The following is a 25613-nucleotide window of genomic DNA, read 5'->3' as shown; positions in this document are numbered from 1 at the left end:
ACCTGGTGGTGTCCCTTCAGCGTTCCGTGCTCCTGATGACCGACCCCAGCCTCGTGGCCAAGGCAATCGGCGTCGCCTACCTGGTGCTGCCGGTCATCGGAGCCTGGGCGCTGATCCGGGAGCTGCTGTTTGGTGCCCGCACCGAGCGGTTGGCGAAGATCCTCGAAGCCGAGGGGGGCCTGCCCGAGGACACGCTGCCGCGCACGCCCGCCGGCCGGATCATCCGCGAAGCAGCGGATCTCGAATTTGAGAAGTACCGTGCCGAAGCGGAAGCCGCCCCCGATGACTGGCGCTCCTGGTTCCGGCTCAGCTGTGCCTACGACGCCGCCGGAGACCGCAAGCGGGCCCGTGCCTCGATGCGCGACGCCGTCCGGATGTTCCGAGCAGAGGCCCAGAAGCCGTAGCGGGACCCAGCGATAGCAGGACCCGGCAGCGGCTAGACCTGGCGATAGCTAGACCTGGCAACAGCTAGACCTGGCTGAAGCGGGAAGCTGAGGCGCGGCCGCGGTAATTGGCGCCTGGACCTGCCGGCACCTGGACCTAGCGGAAGCGGGATGTCTGGCGGATGGGGGCCGGCTGGTAGCGGCCCACCTGGTTGGCCGCATGGGTCACCCACTCCAGGGGCCCCCGCCAGGCCAGCGCCGCGAAGACCCCGCCGACCAGCAGCATTCCGAGCGCCTGCGCCCAGTACACGCCCTCCACGGTCCATCCGGGCGCCAGCGGCTGATCGTGGAGGGCCGCCATGATGCACAGATGGGCCGTGTACAGGCTAAGAGTCATGGCCCCGATTCCACGGATCGGGAGCAGCAGGTCAAGCTCCACCCATTCGCCCAGCCGGCCCAGCAGGAGGCACGCGCCGATCACGGCGGCGGCCACCCCCGAGGTGTGCAACAGATCCAGCGTGGTTCCCGCGTGCGGTGCGCTGGTGGCCAGCCACCACGCGGAGCCTGACTGTTCGACGCCGGCAAGGTTGACCTGCAGCAGGCTCTCCAGCGGGTAGGCGGGATCGCCGATCTGTGCCTCCAGTGCGCGCCGGCCGCCCCAGTCCTCCATCATGACTGTCCCCAGCCACTTGGAGCTGACGGCCACTGCGGTCCCGGCGGCCACCAGCAGGAACGGCACGGCTGCTTTGGACAGCGCCAGCCGTCCGATCGCCAGCCCCACCAGGAGATAGGCGATCCACTGCAGGACCGGGTAGTAGCCGGCGAGGAAGATGTCGCCCAGCAGTCGTGCCGGTGTGGCCAGGTCCTCCCAGCCGGGGTTGTGCCCCAGCCGCAGCGGGGGGTCGGCGGACAGCAGCCAGGGCCGCAGCAGGTAGGCCAAGGCGGGGGCCGCCAGGATCCAGCCGGCGGCGAATGCGAGCAGGCGTTTCAGGCCGAGCCCGACAAAGGGCAGCACGCACAGGAACAGGACGGCGTAGTGAACCAAAATAATGGCGATGTTGACTTCCAGCCCGCCCAGGGAGAGCCCGACGGCGCCGATCACGAGCGCCCTGAGGGCGATGCCGCGCCGTGCCGCCCGCAGCTCGGTGCCCTCCAGCGGTTGCTGCTTCCCCGTCGATAAGGCGAGACCCACACCGGCCAGCACCGCGAACAGGGCGGCTGCCCGCCCGGAAAACRCAAGCCCGATCCAGGTGGGGGTCAGCTGCGGGTYCGACTCAAACGTGGCCAACACGTGGGTGGCCATCATGGCCAGCAGCGCGAGCCCGCGGGCGGCGTCAATGCCGACCAGCCGGGCGCCGGAGGAAGTGCCCCTGACGGTCCGGGAAGCAGTCGGTGTTCCGCGCGTGGCCATCTTCTGATGGTCTCATGTTCGGCCGGGCCGCAGCTTCAATTCCTCCCCCGGAAAGCCTTGTGTTCGAATATATGTTCGAATACAGTGGGCGCATGAACAACGCCTCCGAGCCCACATTCCTGACCCCAAAGTCTTCAGGGCGACAGTCTTCAGGCCGACAGTCTTTAGGCCGAGAGGTTTCAGGCGGAACTTCTTCGGGRCGGGAATCKCCGGGCCGGGMGTCARAGTCAACAGGCAAAGCATCCSCAGGTCAGGCCGTGACGGGSCGGGAACTGACGGGYGGGGAAAGTCCGGATCGGCAATTCGCCGGCCCGGAAYGGAMCAGCGCCCCACCTGGGGGACCTTCCCGCGGCRGCGAAGCCGTATCWGGAGTCCTCAAGGCAATGAGCCCGGGCGTGGTGGACTTCCTCTTCCGCCGGTTGGTCGCCGGAGAGCCGGCAGAGGATGTCCAGTGGGGAAGCGAAGGCACGGCCCTGGACATGCAGCCGCCGGGAGCGGAACTGGCGCGGCGGCTGGCCGAAACAGACCTGGATGCCCTCACGCCAACGGAGTTGTTCCATTACGTGCGGGCGGCCCAGCGCCTTGCAGCGTGGGCGGAGGTCCTGCGGGAAACCGCCGTCGAGCGCTACTGCTCGGCTCCTGCGGCACCCTCCGGCGGGGCTGCCGCTTCGACCTGAGGTGGTGTGAGCCGTGGCCGGCCTGTGCAGCCGGCTAGTCGCCGGTGTKACCTGGGGSGCAGTTTCTGATTATCGAAAGAGSAGGTGCCTAGGATGGCAGGGTGACCACTAGCTCAATCACTGATCTGACGCTTTCCGTCGTCCAGTACGMGGCCCTGGATGGCGGCGTTGCCGCGAACGTACCCGAACACATCCGGCTGATCGAGGACGCGGACTCGCACGGGGCCCGSCTGGTCATCTTTCCCGAACTCTCCCTGACCGGGTACCGGCTGGACCTACTGGAGRGCCCRCAGGAGTGGGTGARYGCGGCTGACCCGCGGCTGGACGGCATCCGGGAAATCTGCCGGCACACCGGAATTACCGCCGTGGTCGGAGCCGCGTTCATGGAGGAGGACGGCASGCCGCGGCTGGCCTCCCTTGCCGTCCATCCCTCGGGCGTCATCGACGCCAGCTTCAAGACGCACCTCCATGGTGCGGAACGGGATCTCTTCGTTGCCGCCAGCCATCCCGCGGTCCTGGAGATTGACGGCTGGAAGGTCGCCTTGGCAATCTGCTTCGACGCCGCCCGCCCCGGCCACGCSGAATGGGCCGCCGCTGCMGGTGCGGACATTTACGCCGTCTCGGCTCTCTACACGGCCGGCGACGACCACCGGCTGGGACTGCATCTCGGCGCCCGGGCCATGGACAACCGGATGTTTTCCGTCCTGGCCAACCTCGCGGGGCTCACGCCGCTCGGAACCTCCTGCGGGCTGAGCGGGTTCTGGGGTCCGGACGGGCTTTCGTTCCGGCAGGCCCACGGCACCGGCAACGAGGTCTTGACGGCAACCCTCCAACACAGTGTCCTGACGCGGTTTMGGCGGCCCTGAGCCGGGACAATCGGCGGRAACGTGACGCGGGGGCGGGCGAGTTTGACGTTCGTCACACCGCCGCCATTGTCCTAACATGCCGCGGACAAGGTAACGTTTTTCATATGGCTGACTCTGATATTCGCTCTTACACGTTCGGGACCCTCGTGACTGCCATGGTCACTCCTTTCACTTCGGACGGTGAGGTCGACTACAAGCAGTCAGCGGAGCTGGCGAGCAAGCTCGTCGACGACGGCAATGATGCCCTCGTTATCTCCGGCACCACGGGCGAGACCTCGACGCTCGAGGACGACGAAAAAGAGAAGCTCTTCCGCGTYATTGTCGAGGCCGTCGGCGACCGGGCCAAGGTYATTGCCGGAACCGGMACCAACCACACGTCCCACTCGATTGAGATGGCCAAGCGCGCCGCSAAGGCGGGAGCCCACGGCCAGCTGATCGTCACGCCGTATTACAACAAGCCGAGCCAGGCCGGCATCCAGGCGCACGTCGAGGCCGTGACTGACGCAGCGGACCTTCCCGTCATGGTCTACGACATTCCTGGCCGCGCCGGCGTGGCCATCGAGCCGGAGACCATGATCCGGCTCGCCGACCACCCGAAGATCGTTGCCCTGAAGGATGCGAAGGCCGATTTCGCCGCYGTCACACGGGTTCTGGCGAACACCGATCTTGATGTCTACTCMGGCGATGACGGCCTCACGCTGCCGTGGATGGCCGCCGGCGCCGTCGGSCTGGTCAGCGTCTCCGCGCATGTCGCGTCGCGGCAGTTCCGCGCGCTGATCGATGCTGCCCTTGCAGGCGATTTTGCTACCGCCCGCACCATACATTTCGAACTGGACCCCGTGGTCCGCGCAGTGATGACCCACATTCAGGGTGCTGTCGCTGCCAAGCAGGTTCTTAAGTGGCAGGGAGTCCTGCCCAACTCGGTTGTCCGTTTGCCCCTCGTGGAGCCGGGCGAGGCCGAGATCGCAATCATCCGCGAGGATTTGGCGGAAGCGGGGATGGTCTTTTCCTGATCCGGAGCCACTCCTGATCGTTAAGAACCAGCCCGGCWTCTGCCTGGAAAGTAGTGCACTATGACCCAAACCGCCCTTCCCGGCCTTGTCACGCCGCCGCGTCTCCCGAAGAACACCCTGCGGATCGTGCCGCTCGGCGGACTCGGGGAAATCGGTCGCAACATGACCGTCTTCGAGATCGATGGCAAGCTCCTCATCGTTGACTGCGGGGTGCTCTTCCCCGAGGAGACCCAGCCMGGTGTCGACCTGATCCTGCCCGATTTCTCCTACATCGAGAACCGCCTCCAGGACATCGTCGCCGTCGTCCTGACCCACGGTCACGAAGACCACATTGGCGCCGTCCCCTACCTCCTGCGCCTGCGCGCCGACATCCCCATCGTGGGTTCGCAGCTCACGTTGGCCCTCATCGAGGCCAAGCTGCAGGAACACCGGATCAAGCCCAACACGAAGATTGTCGTCGAGGGTCAGGTCGAGAAGTACGGCCCCTTCGAATGCGAGTTYGTYGCCGTCAACCACTCCATCCCGGACGCCCTGGCCGTGTTCCTCCGCACCTCGGGCGGCACCGTSCTGCACACYGGTGACTTCAAGATGGACCAGTTGCCGCTCGATGGCCGCATCACCGACCTCCGCCACTTCGCCAAGCTGGGCGAAGAGGGCGTGGACCTGTTCATGTCGGACTCGACCAATGCCGACGTCCCGGGCTTCACCACCGCCGAGAAGGAAATCGGCCCCACYCTGGACCGTTTGTTTGGGCAGGCCTCCAAGCGCATCATTGTCGCTTCCTTCTCCTCGCACGTGCACCGCGTCCAGCAGGTCCTCGATGCTGCCGCCAACCACAACCGCAAGGTSGCCTTTGTGGGCCGCTCGATGGTCCGGAATATGGCCATCGCCGCGAAGCTTGGCTACCTGGAGGTGCCGGCCGGGATCCTGGTCGACATCAAGAACATCGACAACCTCCCGGACAACCGCGTGGTGCTGATGTCCACCGGTTCCCAGGGCGAGCCCATGGCGGCCCTGTCCCGYATGGCCAACGGCGACCACCGCGTCGTCGTCGGCGAGGGCGACACCGTCATCCTCGCCTCGAGCCTTATCCCGGGCAACGAAAACGCCGTCTTCCGCATCATCAATGGCCTGCTGAAGCTCGGCGCCGACGTCATCCACAAGGGCAACGCCAAGGTGCACGTCTCCGGCCACGCCGCCGCCGGTGAACTGCTCTACTGCTACAACATCCTTGAGCCGCTCAACGCCATGCCGGTGCACGGCGAGACCCGCCACCTCATTGCCAACGGCAAGATCGCCCTCGAATCCGGCGTACCGGAGGAAAGCATCCTGCTCGCGGACAACGGCACCGTGATCGACCTGCGCGACCACCAGGCAGACATCGTCGGCCAGGTCGAGGTCGGTTTCGTCTACGTTGACGGCTCCAGCGTGGGCGAAGTAACCGAAGCCGACCTCAAGGACCGCCAGACCCTCGGCGATGAAGGCTTCATCTCGATCATCACCGTCATCCACCGCGCCACCGGCAAGGTGGTGTCCGGTCCGGAGATCCACGCCCGCGGCGTGGCGGAAGACGATTCCGTCTTTGACGAAATCATCCCCAAGATCAACGAGGCCCTCGAGGAAGCCGTGCAGAACCGCACGGACCACACGACGCACCAGCTCCAGCAGGTTGTCCGRCGCGTCGTGGGCACGTGGGTCAACCGCAAGCTGCGCCGCAAGCCCATGATCATCCCGGTGGTCCTTGAGGCGTAAGCCTCAGGTGGTTCGCCGGGCGTAAGCCTCAGRTGGTTCRCCGGGCGTAAGCCTCAGGTGGTYCKTSRGGCGTAAGCCTCAGGTGGTTCGCCGGGCGTAGTACTTTCTGCGTACCGGGCACATGCCTGGAGAACGGCCTTCCCGGCCAGCCGCAGCCTAAGGGCTGAGGCAGGCGGGGGAGGCCGTTTCCCGTTGCGGCGGCCGGCAACATGATCCCGGCCGCCCCGGAAATTCGGGGTTTTCTGGCCGGCATCCGGTACCGTGGCGGGTATGGCGACTCGTACTTCTTCCGCGCCTAGAGGAAACTCAAGCGGCAAATCAGGCAGTTCTCCCGGCCGGGGGTCCAGTCCCGCCGCATCCAAATCCGCCCGGCCGCGGACCACGGCAGGTAGGACAACAGCCACGGCGCGGACGCGGCAGTTGCCTGCGGTGGAGGCRCGCCAGCCCTGGGTCGTACGCGTGCTGGCCGGCGCCTGGCTGGGTGTCGCCCACRTGATCGGCGCGGGCATCCGGMGGGTCGGCCACGACGTCAGCGACCTCGCACCGGAGGACCGCCGSGACGGCGCCGCCCTGTTCAACCTKGCCCTGGCCATMTTTGTCGCCACTTTCGCGTGGTGGGGGTTCCAGGGCTGGCTCCCCGATCTCATCTTCGCGATCGTCAACGGCACGTTCGGCTGGATGGCCCTGCTCCTGCCCTTGATGCTGTTCGTGTGCGCGTTCCGCCTGTTCCGCCAGCCCGACGACGGCCGCGGGAACAACAGGATCGGCATCGGCTTCCTCATCATGACCTTCGCCGGGACCGGCCTGGCCCACATCATCGGCGGACAGCCKACGGTCGCGGACGGTTTCGACGGCCTGCGCAGGGCCGGCGGCATGCTCGGCTACCTCGCCGCMGCCCCGCTTGCGGCCCTGCACCCCGCMGTCCCMGTGGTGGTRTACGGCCTGCTGGCCTTCACSTCSCTGCTGATCGTCACCGCGACTCCTTTCGGCGCCATCCCGGGCCGGCTGCGGGACGCGTACGAGCACCTGATGGGCATCGACCTGCAGGACGACGACGCCGACGACCGGCACGACCGCAGTTACCTGTACGAGAACGACGCCCCGGCCGCGCCCAAGAAGAGGCGCAAGCGCCTCTTCGGCAAGGACCAGGAGGACGAGTCCGGCCTGGAAGGCTATGTCGGCGATGARGCGTTCGAGCGTGCCCTCATCGCGGATGAGGAAGCGGGCGACGCGCCCCGCGCCAAGGGCGCGAAGGGGGCCAAAACGCCGTCGGGCGCCGCGGCCGATGTCGCTCCCGGCGTCCGCCGCCCCACCCAGGCCGAGATCGCCGTCGAGAAGATCAAGGCCGCCCAGGGCCTGGGCGCAGCAGCATCAGCGGCCGGTGCCGCGGGGTCCAGCGGCGAGGGCGCCACCGAGGCCATTCCGCTGGTTACTCCCGGAATGGTGGCCGCCGGATCACTCAATGCCGCCGCCGTGGCCGCGGCCGTTCCGGCGAACCCGGTCGCGCCGGCACCCCTGCCCACCCCGATTCCGCAGCGCACCGAACAGCTGTCCCTGGCGGGCGACGTCACCTACACGCTGCCGGCGTCGGACGTGCTGACGCCCGGGTCCATCCCGAAGGAACGGACCGAGGCCAACGACGCGATTGTCGCCTCGCTGACCGAGACCCTCAACCAGTTCAACGTGGAAGCGCAGGTCACCGGCTTCAGCCGCGGTCCCACCGTGACCCGTTATGAAATCGAGCTGTCCCCGGGCACCAAGGTGGAACGCGTCACCGCCCTGTCCAAGAACATCTCCTACGCCGTCGCCAGTTCCGATGTGCGCATCCTCAGCCCCATCCCGGGCAAGTCSGCCATCGGCATMGAGATTCCCAACACGGACCGCGAGACSGTATCCCTGGGCGACGTGCTGCGMAGCCAGAACGCCCGCCGCACCGACCACCCCATGGTCATGGGGGTCGGCAAGGACGTCGAGGGCGGCTACGTCGTGGCCAACCTCGCCAAGATGCCGCACTTGCTGGTGGCCGGTGCCACCGGCGCGGGCAAGTCCTCGTTCGTGAACTCGATGATCACCTCGATCCTGATGCGGGCCACCCCGGACGAGGTCCGCATGGTCATGGTGGACCCSAAGCGCGTGGAACTCACGGCKTACGAAGGGGTCCCGCACCTCATCACGCCGATCATCACCAAYCCGAAGAAGGCAGCCGAGGCCCTGCAATGGGTGGTCCGCGAAATGGACGCCCGCTATGACGACCTCGCCAATTAYGGCTTCAAGCACATCGATGACTTCAACAAGGCCGTCCGGGCCGGSAAGGTCCACCCGCCGGTCGACTCCAAGCGCGTCATCAAGCCCTACCCGTACCTGYTGGTGATCGTGGACGAACTCGCCGACCTCATGATGGTCGCCCCGCGCGACGTCGAAGACTCSATTGTCCGCATCACCCAGTTGGCCCGCGCGGCCGGCATCCACCTGGTCCTCGCCACCCAGCGCCCGTCGGTGGACGTCGTGACCGGCCTGATCAAAGCGAACGTGCCCTCCCGCATGGCCTTCGCCACGTCCTCCGTCACCGACTCCCGCGTGGTCCTGGACCAGCCGGGCGCCGAAAAACTCATCGGCCAGGGCGACGCCCTGTTCCTGCCGATGGGTGCATCCAAGGCGATGCGCGTCCAGGGCGCCTGGGTCACCGAGTCCGAGATCCACAAGGTTGTCGAACACGTCAAGGGCCAGCTMAAGGCCGTCTACCGWGACGACGTCGCGCCGGAGGCGCARAAGAAGCAGATCGACGACGACATCGGGGACGACCTCGAGGTGCTGCTGCAGGCCACGGAGCTCGTGGTCACCACCCAGTTCGGCTCGACGTCGATGCTGCAGCGCAAGCTTCGTGTCGGCTTCGCCAAGGCCGGCCGCCTCATGGACCTTCTCGAGTCCAGGGGAGTGGTGGGCCCCTCCGAGGGTTCCAAGGCGCGCGACGTGCTGGTCAAACCGGACGACCTCGCCGCCGTGCTGGCSGCGATGAAGGGGCTCGACGCGCCCGCCGCCGCCGACTCCCAGACGGCGGCCCTGAGCGATAACGCCAATGCGAACATCGCCCAGGGCGGTTACGCGGAGGACCTCGTGGCKGCCGACCTRGAGAACCGCACCCAGGCSATCGAGTACCACGACGGCGCCGACGGCGGCTCCGACGAGGACGGCTCAGAGGACGCCTGGTCGCTCACCGGACGCTAGCGAGGGAAGCGGGTAGCCTAAGAAGGTGAATAGCGCCAAAGCCAACGCCGGGTCCRCCTCGCAGATCTGGAACCTGCCGAATATCCTGACGATGCTGCGGATAGTGCTGGTGCCATTCTTCGTCTGGTTCCTCATCCTCGACGCGCCGGGGCTGCACGCCCAGAACGGCCCCTGGCGCTGGGCGGCCGCCGTCGTMTTCGCRGTCGCCATCTACACAGACAARCTCGACGGCGACATCGCCCGGTCCCGCGGCCTCGTCACCGACTTCGGCAAGATTGCCGACCCGATCGCTGACAAGCTCCTGATCGGCTCCGCGCTGGTCATGCTCTCCCTGCTYGGSGAACTGCCGTGGTGGGTCACCATCCTGATCCTGGTCCGCGAGTGGGGCATCACCGCCCTTCGCTTCTTCGTGATYCGCTACGGCGTCATTCCGGCCTCGCGCGGCGGCAAGCTCAAGACCGTRGTGCAGACGGTGGCCATCTTCCTCTACGTCCTCCCGCTGGCATCACTTGCTCCGTGGCTGGGCGTTGTGGCGTTCATTGTGATGATGGCTGCCGTGGCCATCACACTGTGGACCGGCGGCGAATACGTCATCGAGGCCCTCAAGCTGCGGGCTGCCGGCATCAGGGCAGCGAAAGAACGGATAGGGGAGAACAAGCCATGAACCAKCCGAATCCCAATCTSCACCCCAATCTCCACCCCAATCTGCACCGCCTGGCGGAGCAGGCCGTGACCGGCGCCATCGGCCGCGGAATGACGGCCGCCACSGCCGAATCCCTCACCGCCGGGATGATCTCCGCCGTGCTGGCCGACACCCCSGGMGCCTCCGSSATGCTGCAGGGCGGMGTGGTGKCCTACGCMAACTCGGTCAAGTCCGMYGTCCTSGGCGTCCCYGCCGRGCTGCTCGACGCCGTSGGTTCMGTGGACGGCCAAGTCGCCGCGGCCATGGCCGACGGTGCGCGCCGGATCTGCCGGGCCGACATYGGCGTGTCCACCACGGGCGTCGCCGGGCCCGAATCGCACGACGGCAAAGCCGTCGGCACGGTCTTTATCGGGATCGCCACGGCGGGAGGCTCGACGTCGTACCCCTACTCATTCGAGGGGASCCGCGCCGAGATCCGCGCCCTCGCRTGCGGTGCGGCKCTGGAACGCCTGCTTGAAGCCCTATCTTCCGAAGGCTACCCGGCGTAAAGTTGCCGGGAACAAAAGTTGATTCCGAATAGTTGTTACATTGTGTCGCTTCCAAATAAGGGAGGCGCCTAGGATGAAATCATCAGCAGAGTCCGCCYCCACCGGCGGACTCGACAGTACGAGGAGCAAGGCGATACAGATGGTAAAGCAGCCCGTATCCGTAAACGGCGTTGTCCGCTGGAAGGATGTGGGCCTCGCCGATCAGGCAAAGAGCGAACAGAAGGAGCGCAAGATGGTTGTACTTCGTCACGAAATCGGTGATGTCCTGCGCGATGTCCGCCAGCGCCAAGGCCGTACGCTCCGCGAAGTCTCGCACAGTGCCCGTGTTTCCCTGGGCTACCTGAGTGAAGTGGAACGCGGCCAGAAGGAAGCATCCTCKGAGTTGCTGTCCTCGATCTGCTCGGCCCTSGATGTTCCGCTTTCGAGCATGCTCCGCGAAGTCAGCGACCGCGTTGCGGTCGCCGAAGGTGTCGCCGTTCCGGACACCGTYCCGCAGGAGTTCGCGCAGCGCTATGGCCGCGACCTCGACCGAGAGCTCAACGCCGACCTTAACGACGAGCTGGCGAAGGGMCTCCTTTCCGGAGCACGCTAGCCGCCACCTACCTAAGACCTAAGAAAGGACCCCCGGCCCAGGCYGGGGGTCCTTGGCGTCTCCCGGGCGTGATGCCGCGTTCCGGGGGCGGRTAGRTCAGRCGGGYTCGTCCCGGGGGAAGCCGTCGCGTTCGTAGGTGGCATTGAGCTTCGCCATGTACATGGCAAGAGCCTGCAGCTCCTCRGCGGGCCATTCTGCAAGGCGTTCCCGRAAGACCTCGCGCCTGGCGTCCTGGACCTGGTGCATCCGCTCCTCGCCTTCGGGGGTCAGGCGGATGGCCTGCGCCCGCCCGTCCAGCGGGTCTGCCTCCTTCGATACCAGGCCGAGRCCCTCKAGGAAGGCGATCTGCCGGCTYACCGAAGGCTTGCCGACGCCGATGCAGGAKGCGAGCTCGGTCAGCCTGATGGGGCCCTGCTTGCGGATCACGCTGAGCAGCCCGTAGGCGGCCGGCTCCATGTCCGGGTGGACCTGGCGCGAGAGCTGATGGGAAATCGACCGGCCCCGGCGCCAGAGCAGGCTCAGCTGGTCCTCGACGGCGTCCAGGGCGGCGTCTGTGCCGGCATTTCCGGGATGCGAATCTCCCGCGGCCTCAGTTGGGTTGCTCATGGCAACCATTCTAGAGTCCCGCGCCGTGAGAGACTTTACTGGTGCGAATCAGTGACTTTTGGCGGCTAATGGACGACGAGTTCGGCGCGGGCTACTCCCGCGTCCTGAGCAGCTCGCTGGTCCTGGCCGGGGTCGGCGGCCGCACGGCGGACCAGGCGCTCAGCGCCGGCATCCCGCCCCGCCAGGTTTGGCTTGCCGTGTGCGATGTCCAGGATGTCCCGCAGGAACGCCGCCTCGGCCGGGACGTCAAGCCCCGCGACAACGCAGGACCCCGCTGACCCCCGRGACGCCGCCGGCATGGGCTAACGCCTGACACGCCGCACACTTGTTCGAATATCTGTTCGGATGGGGATATGCTTTTTTCAGAGCGTTTTCACTCACGTGTTTTCCACATACRCGGTTCTCCCGGCAASTTTGTCGGAGGGGGCCAGTAGCGTCAGTGATGACAGACGAAGGGCCTCCAAGGCCACTCCACAGCGAGAAAGTATTAGAGGTGTGAATCATGGCCGCAGCCCCGGATCGCCAGAAGGCGCTCGACGCAGCGCTTGCCCAGATTGACAAGCAGTTCGGTAAAGGCTCGGTCATGCGCCTYGGCGACGAAGTCCGTGCGCCTATCGAGGTCATTCCGACCGGCTCCATCGCGTTGGACGTCGCCCTGGGAATTGGCGGCCTGCCCCGCGGCCGTGTCGTGGAAATCTATGGTCCGGAATCATCCGGTAAGACCACGGTCGCGCTCCACGCGGTTGCCAACGCCCAGCGCCTGGGCGGCATCGCSGCCTTCATCGACGCCGAACACGCCCTCGATCCGGAATATGCCGCGAAACTGGGCGTCGACACCGAYGCSCTCCTGGTCTCCCAGCCGGACACCGGCGAGCAGGCACTGGAAATCATGGACATGCTCATCGGTTCGGGCTCCCTTGACGTGATCGTCATCGACTCCGTCGCGGCCCTGGTTCCGCGCGCGGAAATCGAAGGCGACATGGGCGATAGCCACGTGGGCCTGCAGGCCCGCCTGATGAGCCAGGCCCTCCGTAAGATCACCGGCCGCCTGAGCCAGACCAAGACCACKGCCATYTTCATCAACCAGCTGCGCGAAAAGATTGGCGTCTTCTTCGGCTCCCCGGAAACCACCACCGGTGGTAAGGCGCTGAAGTTCTACGCCTCCATCCGCATCGACGTCCGCCGCATCCAGACCCTGAAAGAGGGCGCGGACTCTGTCGGCAACCGCACCAAGGCCAAGATCGTCAAGAACAAGATGGCACCGCCCTTCAAGATCGCCGAATTCGACATCATCTATGGYCAGGGCATTTCCCGTGAGGGYGGCATTATCGACATGGGTGTCGAGCACGGACTGATCAAGAAGTCSGGMTCCTGGTTCACCTACGACGGCGATCAGCTGGGCCAGGGCATGGAGAACTCCCGCCGCTTCCTGCGCGACAACCCGGAGCTGGCGGCCGAACTKGAGCGCCTGATCAAGGAAAAGCTCGGCGTGGGCGTRAAGGCCCCYGCCGAGACCGAAGAATCACCGAAGCTGAAGGCCGTTGACGGCTTCTAACGGCCGGCGGCGCAAAGGGGCAGGATTCCCAYCACGGAATCCTGCCCCTGGCTTTGGCGGCGACCAGTCCGCAGATGGGTCCCCGGGCGMGGGTCCGCCSGCCGAGCAGGACCGGGACGCCGACCCCGCGGCGGTGGCACGGTCCATCGTGCTGCGGCAGCTGACCAATTCGCCCAAGAGCCGGCTGCAGCTCTCGCGCAAGCTGGCCGAGCGCAACATTCCGGAGGACGTCGCCGAGGCCGTGCTGGACCGCTTCGAGGAAGTGCGCCTGGTTGACGATGCAGAGTTTGCYGATATGTGGGTCCGCGGCCGGTCCCAAACGCGCAAGCTCGCCAAGGGGGCCCTGCGGCGCGAACTTGCGGACAAGGGCATCGRCGCCGAGACCGCTGCCGGCGCGCTGGATCAACTCAGCGACGCCGACGAGGAGGCCGCGGCCCGTGAACTCGTGGAGCGCAAGCTGCGGGGCTTCACCGGCGCCGAGGACCGTGCGGAGCGCGACAAGATCACCCGCCGCCTCGCCTCCATGCTGGCCCGCAAGGGATACCAGCCCTCGCTCGCCTTCCGGATAGTCGGAGAGGTTCTCGATTCCGTCGCCGGCCGCGGCGAAGCCTGGGACTGAAGCCTGGGACTAGGGCCGCCGATCAGRAGTCAKCCAGGAGTCAGCGCAGGCCCGCGCCGACCCGTTACCCTTAACAGGTGAGTTTTACCATTCCCTCCCCAGCAGCCGGCACGCCCTCTCCAGCAGCGCTTGCAACATCCAGCGCCGACACAGCTGCCACCGAGGACCATYCCGGGCCCGCCCAGCCCCGCACCTACCAGGTGCGTACCTTCGGCTGCCAAATGAACGTGCACGATTCCGAGCGGATGGCCGGCATGCTGGAGGCCGCAGGCTACGTTCCGTCCGCCGGTGAGCTGGCCGACGTCGTGGTCTTCAACACCTGCGCCGTCCGGGAGAACGCAGACAACAAGCTGTACGGCAACCTCGGCATCCTCGCCCCGGTCAAGGCAGCCAACCCCGGGATGCAGATCGCCGTCGGCGGATGCCTCGCGCAGAAGGACCGGGAGACCATCCTCAAGAAGGCSCCATGGGTGGACGCCGTGTTCGGCACCCACAACGTCGGTGCGTTGCCGGCGCTGCTGGACCGGGCCCGCCACAACCACGAKGCCCAGCTGGAGATCCTCGAGTCGCTGGATGTCTTTCCGTCGACCCTCCCCACCAAGCGGGACTCCGTCTATTCGGGCTGGGTATCCATCTCCGTAGGCTGCAACAACACCTGCACGTTCTGCATCGTCCCGGCCCTGCGGGGCAAGGAAAAGGACCGCCGCCCGGGGGAGATCCTGGCCGAAATCCAGGCACTCGTGGATGACGGCGCCATCGAGGTGACCCTGCTGGGCCAGAACGTTAATTCCTATGGCGTCGAGTTCGGTGACCGCCAGGCGTTCTCCAAGCTCCTGCGCGCGTGCGGGGAAATCCAAGGCCTGGAGCGCGTCCGCTTCACCAGCCCGCATCCCGCAGCCTTCACCGATGACGTCATCGACGCCATGGCCGAGACCCACAACGTCATGCCGCAGCTGCACATGCCCCTGCAGTCCGGCTCGGACAAGGTCCTCAAGGACATGAAGCGGTCCTACCGCTCCACCAAGTTCCTCGGCATCCTGGACAAGGTGCGCGAGAAGATCCCGCACGCCGCGATCTCCACGGACATCATCGTCGGGTTCCCCGGCGAGACCGAAGAGGACTTCCAGGCCACGCTCGATGTCGTGGAGAAGTCCCGGTTCGSCACCGCCTTCACCTTCCAGTACTCCAAGCGACCCGGAACCCCTGCCGCGGACCTGCCTGACCAGCTGCCCAAGGCCGTGGTCCAGGAACGCTTTGAGCGCCTCACGGCSCTGCAGGACCGGATTGCGGCAGAGGAAAACGCCCGCCAGCTCGGCCGCCGGGTGGAGGTCATGGTGACAGCACAGTCTGGCCGCAAAGCCGAGGAAACCCACCGCCTCTCCGGCCGTTCCCAGGACCAGCGGCTGGTGCACTTCTCCGTACCCGCCGGCGCCGAAGCACCCCGGCCCGGCGACCTGGTGACCGTCACCATCACTGAAGCGGCGGCGTTCCACCTCATTTCCGACCCCGCCTCGGCAGAGGACTACAGCCTCCGCCGGTCCCGTGCCGGTGATGCCTGGGACCGTTCCCAGGCCGATTCCTGCGGCGCCCCGGCCCCGGCCAGCGCCGCGGGCAGGTCCGGCGTATCGCTGGGCATGCCCAGCCTCCCGGTCCGCGGCCGTTAGCGCCGTGCCGGGCCCGCAGACCGCCGCCGAAACTGCCGCCCAAGCCGCCGCCCMARCCGCCGCCCCAGCCGCCGCYCMRGCCGCGCCGCCGGTGATCGCCGTCGTCGGGCCTACGGGGTCCGGCAAGTCAGACCTGGCCGTCTCGCTCGCACTCGAGCTCGACGGGGAAGTCATCAACGCCGATTCCATGCAGTTCTACCGCGGCATGGACATCGGTACCGCCAAGATCACCGACGCCGAACGCCGGGGCGTGCCGCATCACCTCCTGGACATTCTGGACGTMACTGARGAAGCGAGCGTCTCGGACTTCCAGCAGCAGGCGCGTKSCCTGATCGCGGACATCCACGRCCGCGGGAAACGGGCCATCCTGGCCGGCGGATCGGGGCTCTACGTCCGGGCCGCCCTCGATGTCCTGGAATTCCCCGGCACGGATCCGGACATCCGCCACCGGCTCGAGACGGAGCTGGCGACSGCGGGACCCGYRCCRCTGCGGGAGCGGCTGCAAGCGGTGGATCCCGTGTCGGCGGGCCGGCTCGGTGACGCGAGGCGGGTCATCCGTGCCCTGGAGGTCTTCGAGCTCACCGGGCGCCCGTTCAGCTCCTTCATGCCCGCCCGGGAGTATCTCCAGCCCGCCGTCCAGATCGGACTTGACGTGGACCGGGAACTGCTCCGGGAACGGCTCGCGCACCGCGTCCACGCCATGGTGGACCGGGGGCTGCTGGAAGAAGTGCGCCGCCTGGACGCCGCGGGTCTCCGCAACGGCAGGACCGCGCCCCGGGCCCTCGGCTATGCCCAGTTCCTCCGGGTGCTCGACGGTGCCTCCACCGTGGAGCAGGCCGCGGACGAAACCATCGTCGCCACCCGGCAGTTCGCGCGCCGCCAGTTGACCTGGTTCCGCGCCGATCCCCGGGTGGCCTGGCTGGGCTGGCAGGATGCCGACCTGGTGGCACGGGCCGCTGCCCTGTGTTGACAGGTGCTGTGTTGTGACCGGCGCTGTGTTGAATGGTGCTGTGTTGAAGGGCGCTGGTTCTGCCGCCGGCGTTTGAACGACGCTGTGGTGGACTCAGCGGGCAGGTGCCACCTGTTTCGCCTCCGGCGTAGCGTCCCGGTCACGGTACCGGAGCTGGGAGGGCGGAACGGTAACCTTGGAGCATGGACGCATCCCAAGCCGTAGCCGCTGACCGTACTGCCGGTGACACCTCAGCCCTGAGCGGTCTGAAGTTTTCCAAAGGCCACGGAACGGGCAACGATTTTGTCCTGATCGCTGACCCCAACGGCGCACTGTCGCTTGGCCCCGAGCACGTCGCGGCGCTCTGCGACAGGCACCGCGGCATCGGCGGCGAYGGCCTSATCCGTGCCGTCCCTTCCCGGTTCCTGGCTGAGGGACAGGAATTGCTGACCGCSCACCCGGACGCCGAGTGGTTCATGGACTACCGCAACGGCGACGGCTCKCTSTCTGAGATGTGCGGCAACGGCGTCCGCGTCTTCGTGCATTTCCTCATCGCCGAGGGCCTSGTGGACCTTCCCGCCGGCGAGTCCCTCGTCATTGGAACCCGGGGCGGTGCCAAGACGATCGTCCGCACAGCCGCGGGCTACGCCGTGGACATGGGCCCCTGGGAGTTTATTTTCCCCGGCGAGGCGACCGCACGGGCCATGGACTCGCTGGTCAGCGCCGACGGGCTCGAAGTCGCACGSCCMGCCCTTTCGGTCAGCATGGGCAACCCGCACACCGTGGTGGCCCTGGCCGAAACCGCCGAACTCGAGGCCACCCAGCTGTTCACCGCCCCCCGAGTGGATCCAACGCCGSCGCACGGCACCAACGTCGAATTCGTCGTGCCGTCCGAACCACTGGTCCATGAGGGCACCGGCACCATCACCATGCGGGTCCACGAGCGCGGMGTGGGGGAGACCCAGTCCTGCGGCACCGGCGCCTGCGCCGCCGCCGTCGCTATCCGGCACTGGGCCGGCCAGGGCGCACCGGACGTGTGGAACGTCCACGTTCCCGGCGGCGTCGTCGGGGTGAAATTCTTCGTGGGTCCGGAAGGGCACGAACACGTCGAACTCAGCGGCCCGGCCGTGATCGTGGCTAGTGGGACGCTTTCCTGACCCGCAGGATCCGGAACGACTTCGACGTGCTCTCCCGTGTCACGCTGAAGCTGGAGTCCAGCTCGGCCGCCAGCCAGCGCTGCAGCGAGTCSGAGCCGAGGTTCTTCTGGACCACCAGCCAGGCCGAYCCRCCCGGCGCCAGCYTGGGRATCCACAGGCGCAGGAGGGCATGAAGCTCATCCTTGCCGATCCGGATAGGCGGGTTGGACCAGATGGTGGCGAAGCGCAGCTCAGGATCGACGGCGTCCGGCGTGCTGGCGCTGACGTTGCCCAACCCMARCAGCCCGGCGTTYTCGTTGGTCAGGGTCACRCAGCGTTCGTTCACGTCCACCGCGTAGACRTGSGCATGCGGTGCACGCAKGGCCATGGTGAGSGCGATCGGTCCCCAGCCACAACCGATATCCAGCAGGTTTCCCTGCGGCGCCGGCGCAGGGACGTCGGCGAGCAGCACKGCCGTCCCCTTGTCGATYCCGTCCGGGCTGAAGATCCCTGAGGAGGTCTGCARCCGGCGCGTTTCRCCGGCAAGCTCCACGGTGAGCGGCTTGCGGGTRAAAGGCCCGGCCGGCTGGGCGCTGAAATAGTGTGCAGACTCCATAATGGGCCAGATTAGTTGGCGSCSCGCCYGAATGGGAAACCGAAGGTGCGCGAGGGCGTCTGCTAGGCTGAAAACATGATCTTGATCTCCAAGTAGCCGGCACGGGTCYTAGCCCGTCTCCGGAGCGACGCAGGTAMATGCCTTCCGCTGAGTGCGCCAACGCAAGAGTGAGCTTTCTCACCGCGGGTGCCCGAACCACTTGGAATCCAGCCGCCTTCCCAGCCACCRTGTTTCGCTGACACTGTGCGCCGTTGGCCCGCTGACCTCCTTGGCCCGTTCCGGGGCCGCTCYGCGGATGGTGRCTACCCCGGTGTGCTCACGAGACGGTGTATTCACGAGACGGTGTTCCCCACGGCCGTTCCCGGGTGCCTACCCACAGCCRGGCGCATAGACGCCCCATTCCCCATCCAGCCACCGCTCCGCACGGAGCCAGCCCTGCCCTCCGGYACCGTTGCCGCGGGCATTCCAGGAGGCCCGAATGACCCCTCGCCGTCAGCCCAGCGCGAATACCGCCCCACAGAGMAACAATCGGCACTATTCTGAAAGTGCCGAACCCTTAAAGGAGACCATGACCAGCCACCCCAACACCGGACCCGATTCAGCAGCCCAGGACATGAGTCCTGAGGAGATCCAGGCTGTTATCGACCGGATCCTTTCCAAGGACACCCCCGCCCCTGGTGCAGGCCGTGGCGCCGGCTCCGGAGCCGCCGGCGAAGCGGGCGGTCCGGGTGTCAGTGGCCTCAAGTCGGTACTCGGCAAGGCGCAGGCCATCTCCCGCCTGGACGAGGTGTACACGAACTTCGACGGCGACCAGCAGGATCTCGAGGAACGCCATGCGCTGCGSCGCAAGGCGGGTCTGTCCACCGAACTCGAAGACGTCACCGAGGTCGAATACCGGCAGTTGCGCCTTGAGCGCGTCGTCCTGGCCGGCCTCTGGACCGAAGGCACCCTCGCGGATGCCGAGAAYTCCCTGCGCGAACTTGCTGCCCTCGCYGAGACMGCSGGMTCGGAGGTCCTCGACGGGCTCGTCCAGCGGCGGGCCAAGCCCGATCCCGGAACCTTCCTCGGCTCCGGCAAGGCGCAGGAACTGAAAGCYATCGTGATGTCTACCGGCGCCGACACCGTCGTGGTCGACGCCGAATTGGCCCCGTCCCAGCGGCGCGGCCTGGAAGACATCGTCAAGGTCAAGGTCATCGACCGCACGGCACTGATCCTGGACATCTTCGCGCAGCATGCCAAGAGCCGTGAAGGCAAGGCGCAGGTGGAGCTGGCCCAGCTCGAATATCTGCTSCCGCGCCTGCGTGGCTGGGGCGAGTCGATGTCCCGCCAGGCCGGTGGCCAGGTGGGCGGCGCCGGCGCCGGCATGGGCTCGCGTGGTCCCGGTGAAACCAAGATCGAACTGGACCGCCGCMGGATCCGCACCCGGATGGCCAAGCTGCGCCGCGAAATCGCCGCCATGAAGCCGGCGCGGGAAACGAAGCGGGCCAACCGCCGTCGTAATGCCGTSCCSTCSGTAGCSATCGCCGGGTACACGAACGCCGGGAAGTCCTCGCTGCTGAACCGGCTGACCGACGCCGGRGTGCTGGTGGARAACGCCCTGTTCGCCACCCTGGACCCCACCGTCCGCAAGGCCGAAACGGCCGACGGGCTGGGSTACACCCTGGCGGACACCGTGGGATTTGTCCGGTCCYTGCCCACCCAGCTCGTGGAGGCGTTCCGTTCCACGCTGGAAGAGGTGGCCGACTCGGACCTGATCCTGCACGTCGTGGACGTGTCGCACCCGGATCCGGAGGGCCAGATCGCGGCCGTCCGGAGCGTCTTCAGCGAGGTCGATGCGCGCAAGGTTCCGGAAATCATCGTGCTGAACAAGGCCGACGCCGCAGACCCGTTCGTGGTCGAGCGGCTCAAGCAGCGCGAGCCGCGCCACGTGGTGGTCTCGGCCCGCACCGGTGAAGGTATTCCGGAGCTGCTCAAGGCCATCAGCGACGGCATTCCGCGGCCCAGCGTGAAGCTTGAACTGCTGATCCCGTACAACCGCGGGGACCTGCTCAGCAAGCTCCACGAGACCGACGCCGAGATCCTCAGCCTCGACCACGAGGAAACGGGTACGCGGGCCGTGGTGATGGTGCGCGAAGGACTCGCCGCTGAACTGGATCCCTTCATCAGCAATGACTGAGGCTGCGGTGACCAGGGCTGACGCTGAAGCTGCGGACGCYGACGCAACCGATGGCGCGGAGGACGCCGACGCGGATGCGACCGAGGGCGCGGCCGGCGAGGAGTTTGTCATCAAACTGCTCGACCGTGCCGTGTCCGGCATGGGTGGCCAGAGCCGCGACGGSCAGCACGAAATGGCCCGGCAGGTGGTGCGCGCAATTGACAGCGGCGACCACCTGCTGGTCCARGCCGGAACCGGCACCGGAAAGTCGCTGGCGTACCTGATTCCGCTGATCGCCCATTCGCTGACCAGCAACAAGCCCACCCTGGTTTCCACCGCGACCCTGGCGCTGCAGACCCAGATTGTCGGGCGGGACCTGCCCAGGCTGCTCAAGAACATTACGCCCGCCCTGGAGCGGCCCGTGAAGGTCGCCCTGGTGAAGGGCCGGTCCAACTATGTGTGCCGGCACAAGCTCGAGGGCGGCTTCCCGTCCGAAGAGCCGTCCGAGGGTCAGCTGTTTTCCCTCGGCGAGGACACCAGCGTTCCGCACTTCGCGGCGGCACTTGGCGGGCCGTCCTCCCAGCTGGGCAAAGAAGTCGTCCGCCTGCGTGAGTGGGCCGAGGARACGGCCACGGGGGACCGCGACGAGCTCATGCCCGGCGTCACGGACCGRGCCTGGCGWCAGGTCTCGGTCACCTCCATGGAGTGCCTGGGCGCGCAGAAATGCCCGCTCGCGGCCGAATGCTTTAGCGAACTGGCACGGCAGAACGCTGCCGACGCCGACGTCGTGGTCACCAACCACGCCATGCTCGCCGTGAGCGCCTTCGAAGGCCTGGCGGTGCTGCCCGAGTACGACGTGGTGGTGGTGGACGAGGCSCACGAACTTCAGGACCGGGTCACGGGCGCGGTCTCCGGCCAACTCTCCGTGGCGATGGTGCACGCCGCAGCATCCGGGGCCCGAAAGCACACGGGCATCACCGTGGACGCGCTGAACAATGCCGCCGCCCACCTGGAACTGGCCATMGACGGCGTCCCCAGCGGCTTGATGCCCAACGGCCTGAACTCCGAACAGCTGGACTGCATCGACCAGCTGCGCGACGCCTGCCGCGCCGCACTGTCCGACTCGAAGGGGGACAGTTCCACGACGGCCGACGGCGGGCGCCAGCTCGCCCGCTCGCGCCTGATGGTGATCCTGGAACTCTGCGAACGCCTCCTGGCCGCGCGCGAAAACCGCGAGGTCGTGTGGTTCTCCCGCAACAGCASCTTCGACCCGGCACAGGGCTTCTCRCAGCCCGACGAGAGCGCGCCGGCGTTGATCAATGTTGCCCCGTTGAGCGTCGCGGGGCGTTTGCGTGAGGGCCTGTTCGCCGAGCACACCGTCATCCTGACCTCGGCCACCCTGGCCATCGGCGCWGCCTTCGAGCCTGCCGCCGGCGGCCTRGGCCTGGTCGGCAACGGCGCCCCCAGCTGGACCGGCGTCGACGTCGGATCGCCCTTCGACTACCCGAAGCAGGGCATCCTCTATGTCGCCCGGCACCTGCCCAAACCCGGGCGCGGGACATCCCCTGAAGCGCTGGACGAACTCGAGAAGCTGATCCGCGCGTCCGGCGGCGGTGCCCTGTGCCTGTTTTCCTCACGGCGCGCGGCCGAGGACGCAGCCGAGGCCATGCGGCCCCGGCTGGGCATSAGCATCCTGTGCCARGGGGAGTCGACCATGACCGCACTCGTGCGCCAGTTCGCCGACGAACCGGACACGTGCCTGTTCGGAACCATGTCCCTCTGGCAGGGCGTCGACGTCCCTGGCGTGTCCTGCCGGCTGGTGGTCATTGACCGGATTCCCTTCCCGMGGCCGGACGATCCGCTGATGACGGCGCGCTCCCGGGCCGTCGCCCAGGCCGGCGGCAACGGYTTCATGTCCGTCTCCGCCACACAYGCCGCGATCCGCCTCGCSCAGGGCGCAGGCCGGCTGATCCGCTCGACGTCGGACAARGGCGTGGTGGCCGTACTGGATTCGCGGCTGTCCACSGAGCGCTACGGCGGATTCCTGCGTGCCGCGCTGCCCCCGTTCTGGCCGACCACCGATTCCKCSATTGCCATGGCKGCCCTSGAGCGGCTCGCCAAAGAGTCGGSACAGGCCGCCAAGTAGGCGGCCGCGCAGCCAGCGGACCRGAAAACGCAAAGGTCCCCGTCCGGATTACCGGCGGGGACCTTTYKCTGGGTGCAGGTGTTCTTTGGATGTACGTGGTCCGGGAKGACCCCGGCCGCAGCCGTCAGAGGGAGCGGAGAACCGAGACGACTTTGCCCATGATGACGGCGTGGTCGCCCAGGATGGGTTCGTACTGGGTGTTCTGCGGCAGCAGCCAGGTGTGGCCGTCCCGCTGGCGGAAGGTCTTGACCGTGGCTTCGTCGTCCAGCAGCGCGGCCACGATGTCGCCATTCACGGCRTCGCCCTGGCGCCGGACRACCACCCAGTCGCCGTCGCAGATGGCGGCATCGATCATCGAGTCGCCGGCGACCTTGAGCATGAAGAGTTCGCCGTGGCCCACGAGCTGCCGTGGCAGTGGCATGACGTCTTCCACCACCTGGTCCGCGAGGATCGGCCCGCCGGCGGCGATGCGTCCGACGAACGGCACCATTGCCGTGTCTGTGGCGCTGGCGAGTTCGGTGACCGAGAGGCCGCCGACGGCCCGCAGGCCGCTGGACTTCTCGACCCCCGAAATCGCAGTGGTCCCCTCATCCAAGGTCAGCGGCATGAGTACTTCCATGGCCCGCGGACGCTTGGGGTCCCGCCGCARGTAGCCAAGCTTCTCGAGCTGGGAGAGCTGGTGGGTCACGCTGGACAGGCTGGCCAGGCCGACGGTGTCACCGATCTCGCGCATGGAGGGCGGGTAGCCGTTGTCCGTGACGGAGCGCTGAATGGTTTCCAGAATTTTCTTCTGCCGGACGGTGAGGCTTTTGGGGGCCCGTGCGGGTTGTGGGCTCCGCGAGGAGGCCCTGCCGCCGGTGGCTTGTGCTGCCATGTTCGCCAATGCCTTTCCGTTCCGCCCGGCCGCCATSTCTGGTCACCGGGAACTTCCGGCCTGAAAATGTCAGACCCTGCTGATCAACTACCAATGTTCGAATCAACCGGCGATGTTCGAGTCGTAAAAAGTTCGAGTCGCAARTGTTCGAGTCACAAGTGGTTGTCCTGTCCCTCAAAAATAGGCCAGCTGCAAGGCTTTTTCAAACATTTGTTCTAGCGAGTCTCGACATCGTTCGTTAGTAAGTGCTAAAACAGAACAAGCAAGGTTCGAATATGTGTTCGAKTTCGGAGGTCAGACTCCGGAGGCAATGTTCGGTTCTATGTTCGAAGGTTCGGTCGGTTGGCGGCGAGTACGCGGAGTACGCCGGGCGGCACCGTATGGTCCAGGAGGGCTCAGTTCATGTCAGCTTCAAGCGCGTTTCACGGCACTTTTGTTCATGGCGTCACGAATCAGCAGCGCCGTGCGRGTCACAACGTCACTGGTCACGGCAGCATCGRCCACGGCAACATCGGCCAGGGCAGCCACGGCAACGTGTACCCGATYGGCGCCGGCCGGCGGCCTTCCGCGGCRCCGGCCSCGGTGCAGGGTYTGAGTGCCGTTGCTTCGGTCAGCCGGAAGCAGCCGCCGCTGCGGCTCACMCGTCGCGGACGTTTCGTCTTCTTTGGCGTCCCGCTGATCCTGCTGGCGGCGCTCATCCTCTCGTTCAGCGGATTCCTCAACGCCCCCGCGAAAGCGGCKGATTCCGCGGACCAGCTCTCGCTGACGCCCACCGTTTCGGTGACWGTGCAGCCSGGGGAGTCCCTCTGGGCCATTGCGGGCTCCGTCGCCCCGGAGCGYGACCCCCGCGATGTCGTTGCCGATATCGTGCAGCTGAATAACCTGGACGCCGCGCGTGTGATGCCGGGCCAGCAGCTGTTCGTGCCGTCAAAGTAGCTCCATCCACCTGGCCCCATGTGCCGTCGCGGGCGTCACAGTTTCAGGGCCCGTCCCGCTACCACTTAAACTGGTCACGTGACTGACCAGCTTGAGCGCCTCAACCGACTGCCCCTCCGAAACAATCTGCGCGGCCTGCGTCCCTATGGCGCGCCCCAGCTGGACGTCCCCATCCTGCTCAATGTCAACGAGAACACCCATGGTGTCCCCGCCGATGTCCGCGAGGCCATTACCGAGGCCGTAAGCGCCGCCGCCGCCGGGCTGAACCGCTATCCGGACCGCGAGTTCACCGAACTGCGTGTTGCCCTCGCCGAATATCTTGGCCACGGCCTGGACGCGGAGAACATCTGGGCCGCGAACGGCTCCAACGAGGTCCTTCAGCAGATCCTCCAGGCGTTCGGTGGCCCCGGCCGGACGGCCCTCGGGTTCCCTCCCACATATTCGATGTACCCGCTGCTGGCATCGGGCACGGACACGGAGTACATCGTCGGCGCCCGCGCGGCAGACTATGGGCTCAGCGCGGAGTCGGCRGCCCGGCAGGTCCGCGAGCTCCAGCCCAACATCGTTTTCCTGTGCTCCCCGAACAACCCCACCGGTACCGGTCTTGGGCTTGACGTCGTCGAGGCCGTCTACGACGCCGGTGAGGCCAGCCAGACCATTGTGATCGTCGACGAGGCCTACCACGAGTTCGCCCACGACGGCACGCCCAGTGCCCTCACGCTGCTGCCAGGCCGGGAACGGCTCATCGTCTCGCGCACCATGAGCAAGGCCTTCGCCCTCGCCGGCGCACGCCTTGGCTACATGGCCGCGGCCCCGGAGGTCGCGGACGCGCTGCGCCTGGTCCGCCTGCCGTACCACCTCTCCGCCATCACCCAGGCCACCGCCCTGGCCGCCCTGCGCCACCGGGTGGTACTCATGGCGGACGTCGAGGACATCAAGCGCCARCGCGACCGGATCGTGTCGGAGCTGATCCGGCTGGGCCTTCGGCCGGCCGCCTCGGATTCGAACTACGTGTTCTTCGGCGGGCTGGAGAACCCGCACGAGGTCTGGAAAGGCCTGCTCGAGGCCGGTGTCCTCATCCGCGACGTCGGCATTCCRGGGCACCTTCGSGTGACCGCCGGCACTGAGACGGAAACCACAGCCTTCCTCGAGGCCCTTGAACGCATCCTGACAGGCTCCGCAAAGCCGCAGGCCTAGACTTGGTGGGGAGCCCGAGCGTCCCGCCAGACCGCCCAACACACCTGCCT

Annotated in this window: 23 protein-coding genes; 19 read left to right on the top strand and 4 right to left on the bottom strand. The window is 67.0% G+C overall.

What is annotated here, in order from left to right; all coding sequences use genetic code 11:
- Positions 1-2 precede the first annotated feature (2 nt).
- The gene (locus AC1DEY_RS19065; protein ID WP_476869329.1) at positions 3-404 is read left to right on the top strand and encodes a hypothetical protein; all 402 of its coding nucleotides are present in this window, start codon (positions 3-5) and stop codon (positions 402-404) included.
- A gap of 136 nt (positions 405-540) precedes the next feature.
- On the opposite strand, the gene AC1DEY_RS19060 is transcribed toward AC1DEY_RS19065, so the two are convergent.
- Positions 541-1794: a heparan-alpha-glucosaminide N-acetyltransferase domain-containing protein gene (locus AC1DEY_RS19060; protein WP_476869328.1), complete on the bottom strand. Its 1254-nt coding sequence runs from the start codon at positions 1792-1794 to the stop codon at positions 541-543.
- Between the two features lie 383 nt (positions 1795-2177).
- Here AC1DEY_RS19060 and AC1DEY_RS19055 point away from each other — a divergent pair, with 383 nt between their 5' ends.
- The 8 genes from AC1DEY_RS19055 to AC1DEY_RS19020 all read left to right on the top strand — a co-directional run bounded on the left by AC1DEY_RS19055 (position 2178) and on the right by AC1DEY_RS19020 (position 11110).
- Positions 2178-2471 (top strand): hypothetical protein, encoded by a 294-nt coding sequence (locus AC1DEY_RS19055; protein ID WP_441409435.1) that lies wholly within the window; start codon positions 2178-2180, stop codon positions 2469-2471.
- Positions 2472-2572: 101 nt separating this feature from the next.
- A complete protein-coding gene (locus AC1DEY_RS19050) occupies positions 2573-3337 on the top strand; it encodes a carbon-nitrogen hydrolase family protein (protein ID WP_476869327.1) in 765 nt (254 codons plus the stop codon).
- A gap of 104 nt (positions 3338-3441) precedes the next feature.
- Positions 3442-4350: a 4-hydroxy-tetrahydrodipicolinate synthase gene (gene dapA, locus AC1DEY_RS19045; RefSeq protein WP_441409437.1), complete on the top strand. Its 909-nt coding sequence runs from the start codon at positions 3442-3444 to the stop codon at positions 4348-4350.
- Positions 4351-4410: 60 nt separating this feature from the next.
- Positions 4411-6102 (top strand): ribonuclease J, encoded by a 1692-nt coding sequence (locus AC1DEY_RS19040; RefSeq protein ID WP_441409438.1) that lies wholly within the window; start codon positions 4411-4413, stop codon positions 6100-6102.
- Between the two features lie 270 nt (positions 6103-6372).
- The gene (locus AC1DEY_RS19035; protein ID WP_476869326.1) at positions 6373-9327 is read left to right on the top strand and encodes an FtsK/SpoIIIE family DNA translocase; all 2955 of its coding nucleotides are present in this window, start codon (positions 6373-6375) and stop codon (positions 9325-9327) included.
- Between the two features lie 25 nt (positions 9328-9352).
- Positions 9353-9991 carry a CDP-diacylglycerol--glycerol-3-phosphate 3-phosphatidyltransferase gene (pgsA, locus tag AC1DEY_RS19030; protein WP_476869325.1) on the top strand — a complete coding sequence of 213 codons (639 nt, stop codon included), beginning with the start codon at positions 9353-9355 and terminating at the stop codon, positions 9989-9991.
- Positions 9988-10518 (top strand): CinA family protein, encoded by a 531-nt coding sequence (locus AC1DEY_RS19025; protein WP_476869324.1) that lies wholly within the window; start codon positions 9988-9990, stop codon positions 10516-10518. Before pgsA ends, AC1DEY_RS19025 begins: the two co-directional genes overlap by 4 nt.
- A gap of 139 nt (positions 10519-10657) precedes the next feature.
- On the top strand, positions 10658-11110 hold the full coding sequence (locus AC1DEY_RS19020; protein ID WP_441409442.1) for a helix-turn-helix domain-containing protein: 453 nt from the start codon (positions 10658-10660) through the stop codon (positions 11108-11110).
- A gap of 96 nt (positions 11111-11206) precedes the next feature.
- Here the strand turns inward: AC1DEY_RS19020 and AC1DEY_RS19015 are convergent, their stop codons facing one another.
- Complete coding sequence (locus tag AC1DEY_RS19015) at positions 11207-11716, bottom strand: MarR family winged helix-turn-helix transcriptional regulator (protein ID WP_476869323.1); 510 nt, start codon at positions 11714-11716, stop codon at positions 11207-11209.
- A 41-nt stretch (positions 11717-11757) separates the two neighbouring features.
- Between AC1DEY_RS19015 and AC1DEY_RS19010 the strand changes: the two genes are divergently transcribed.
- The 6 genes from AC1DEY_RS19010 (at position 11758) to dapF (ending at position 17660) form a co-directional block, all read left to right on the top strand.
- Positions 11758-11994 carry a DUF3046 domain-containing protein gene (locus AC1DEY_RS19010; protein WP_441409444.1) on the top strand — a complete coding sequence of 79 codons (237 nt, stop codon included), beginning with the start codon at positions 11758-11760 and terminating at the stop codon, positions 11992-11994.
- Positions 11995-12218: 224 nt separating this feature from the next.
- Positions 12219-13271, top strand: coding sequence for a recombinase RecA (recA, locus tag AC1DEY_RS19005; RefSeq protein ID WP_091249847.1), 1053 nt, complete (start codon positions 12219-12221; stop codon positions 13269-13271).
- A gap of 133 nt (positions 13272-13404) precedes the next feature.
- A complete protein-coding gene (locus AC1DEY_RS19000) occupies positions 13405-13890 on the top strand; it encodes a regulatory protein RecX (RefSeq protein ID WP_476869322.1) in 486 nt (161 codons plus the stop codon).
- 77 nt (positions 13891-13967) lie between these two features.
- Positions 13968-15554, top strand: coding sequence for a tRNA (N6-isopentenyl adenosine(37)-C2)-methylthiotransferase MiaB (gene miaB, locus AC1DEY_RS18995; protein WP_476869321.1), 1587 nt, complete (start codon positions 13968-13970; stop codon positions 15552-15554).
- Between the two features lie 91 nt (positions 15555-15645).
- Entirely contained in the window at positions 15646-16524 is an 879-nt protein-coding gene (gene miaA / locus AC1DEY_RS18990) for a tRNA (adenosine(37)-N6)-dimethylallyltransferase MiaA (protein ID WP_476869332.1), read from the top strand.
- A 182-nt stretch (positions 16525-16706) separates the two neighbouring features.
- Positions 16707-17660, top strand: a complete 954-nt coding sequence (dapF, locus tag AC1DEY_RS18985; protein ID WP_476869320.1) for a diaminopimelate epimerase — start codon at positions 16707-16709, stop codon at positions 17658-17660.
- Here dapF and AC1DEY_RS18980 read toward each other — a convergent pair.
- Complete coding sequence (locus AC1DEY_RS18980; RefSeq protein ID WP_476869319.1) at positions 17641-18255, bottom strand: class I SAM-dependent methyltransferase; 615 nt, start codon at positions 18253-18255, stop codon at positions 17641-17643. The two genes, dapF and AC1DEY_RS18980, sit on opposite strands and share 20 nt — an antisense overlap.
- Before the next feature lie 568 nt (positions 18256-18823).
- Here AC1DEY_RS18980 and hflX point away from each other — a divergent pair.
- Positions 18824-20431, top strand: coding sequence for a GTPase HflX (hflX, locus tag AC1DEY_RS18975; RefSeq protein WP_476869318.1), 1608 nt, complete (start codon positions 18824-18826; stop codon positions 20429-20431).
- The gene (locus AC1DEY_RS18970) at positions 20424-22556 is read left to right on the top strand and encodes an ATP-dependent DNA helicase (protein ID WP_476869317.1); all 2133 of its coding nucleotides are present in this window, start codon (positions 20424-20426) and stop codon (positions 22554-22556) included. Before hflX ends, AC1DEY_RS18970 begins: the two co-directional genes overlap by 8 nt.
- Positions 22557-22680: 124 nt before the next feature.
- Here the strand turns inward: AC1DEY_RS18970 and lexA are convergent, their stop codons facing one another.
- The gene (gene lexA, locus AC1DEY_RS18965; RefSeq protein ID WP_441409453.1) at positions 22681-23430 is read right to left on the bottom strand and encodes a transcriptional repressor LexA; all 750 of its coding nucleotides are present in this window, start codon (positions 23428-23430) and stop codon (positions 22681-22683) included.
- A gap of 582 nt (positions 23431-24012) precedes the next feature.
- Between lexA and AC1DEY_RS18960 the strand changes: the two genes are divergently transcribed.
- Positions 24013-24366 (top strand): LysM peptidoglycan-binding domain-containing protein, encoded by a 354-nt coding sequence (locus AC1DEY_RS18960; protein ID WP_476869331.1) that lies wholly within the window; start codon positions 24013-24015, stop codon positions 24364-24366.
- A gap of 78 nt (positions 24367-24444) precedes the next feature.
- Positions 24445-25563 (top strand): histidinol-phosphate transaminase, encoded by a 1119-nt coding sequence (locus AC1DEY_RS18955; protein ID WP_441409455.1) that lies wholly within the window; start codon positions 24445-24447, stop codon positions 25561-25563.
- The last annotated feature ends 50 nt before the right edge of the window (positions 25564-25613 follow it).

Source organism: Arthrobacter sp. 05T47 (genome assembly GCF_056395825.1).
Note: the sequence above shows the minus strand (reverse complement) of the source record. Positions and strands in the feature narration are given on the sequence as shown.

What these genes read in the sequence shown, in the direction of transcription:
- AC1DEY_RS19055 (WP_441409435.1), top strand. Translation starts at nt 2,178, where the DNA reads ATGAGCCCGGGCGTGGTGGACTTCCTCTTCCGCCGGTTGGTCGCCGGA.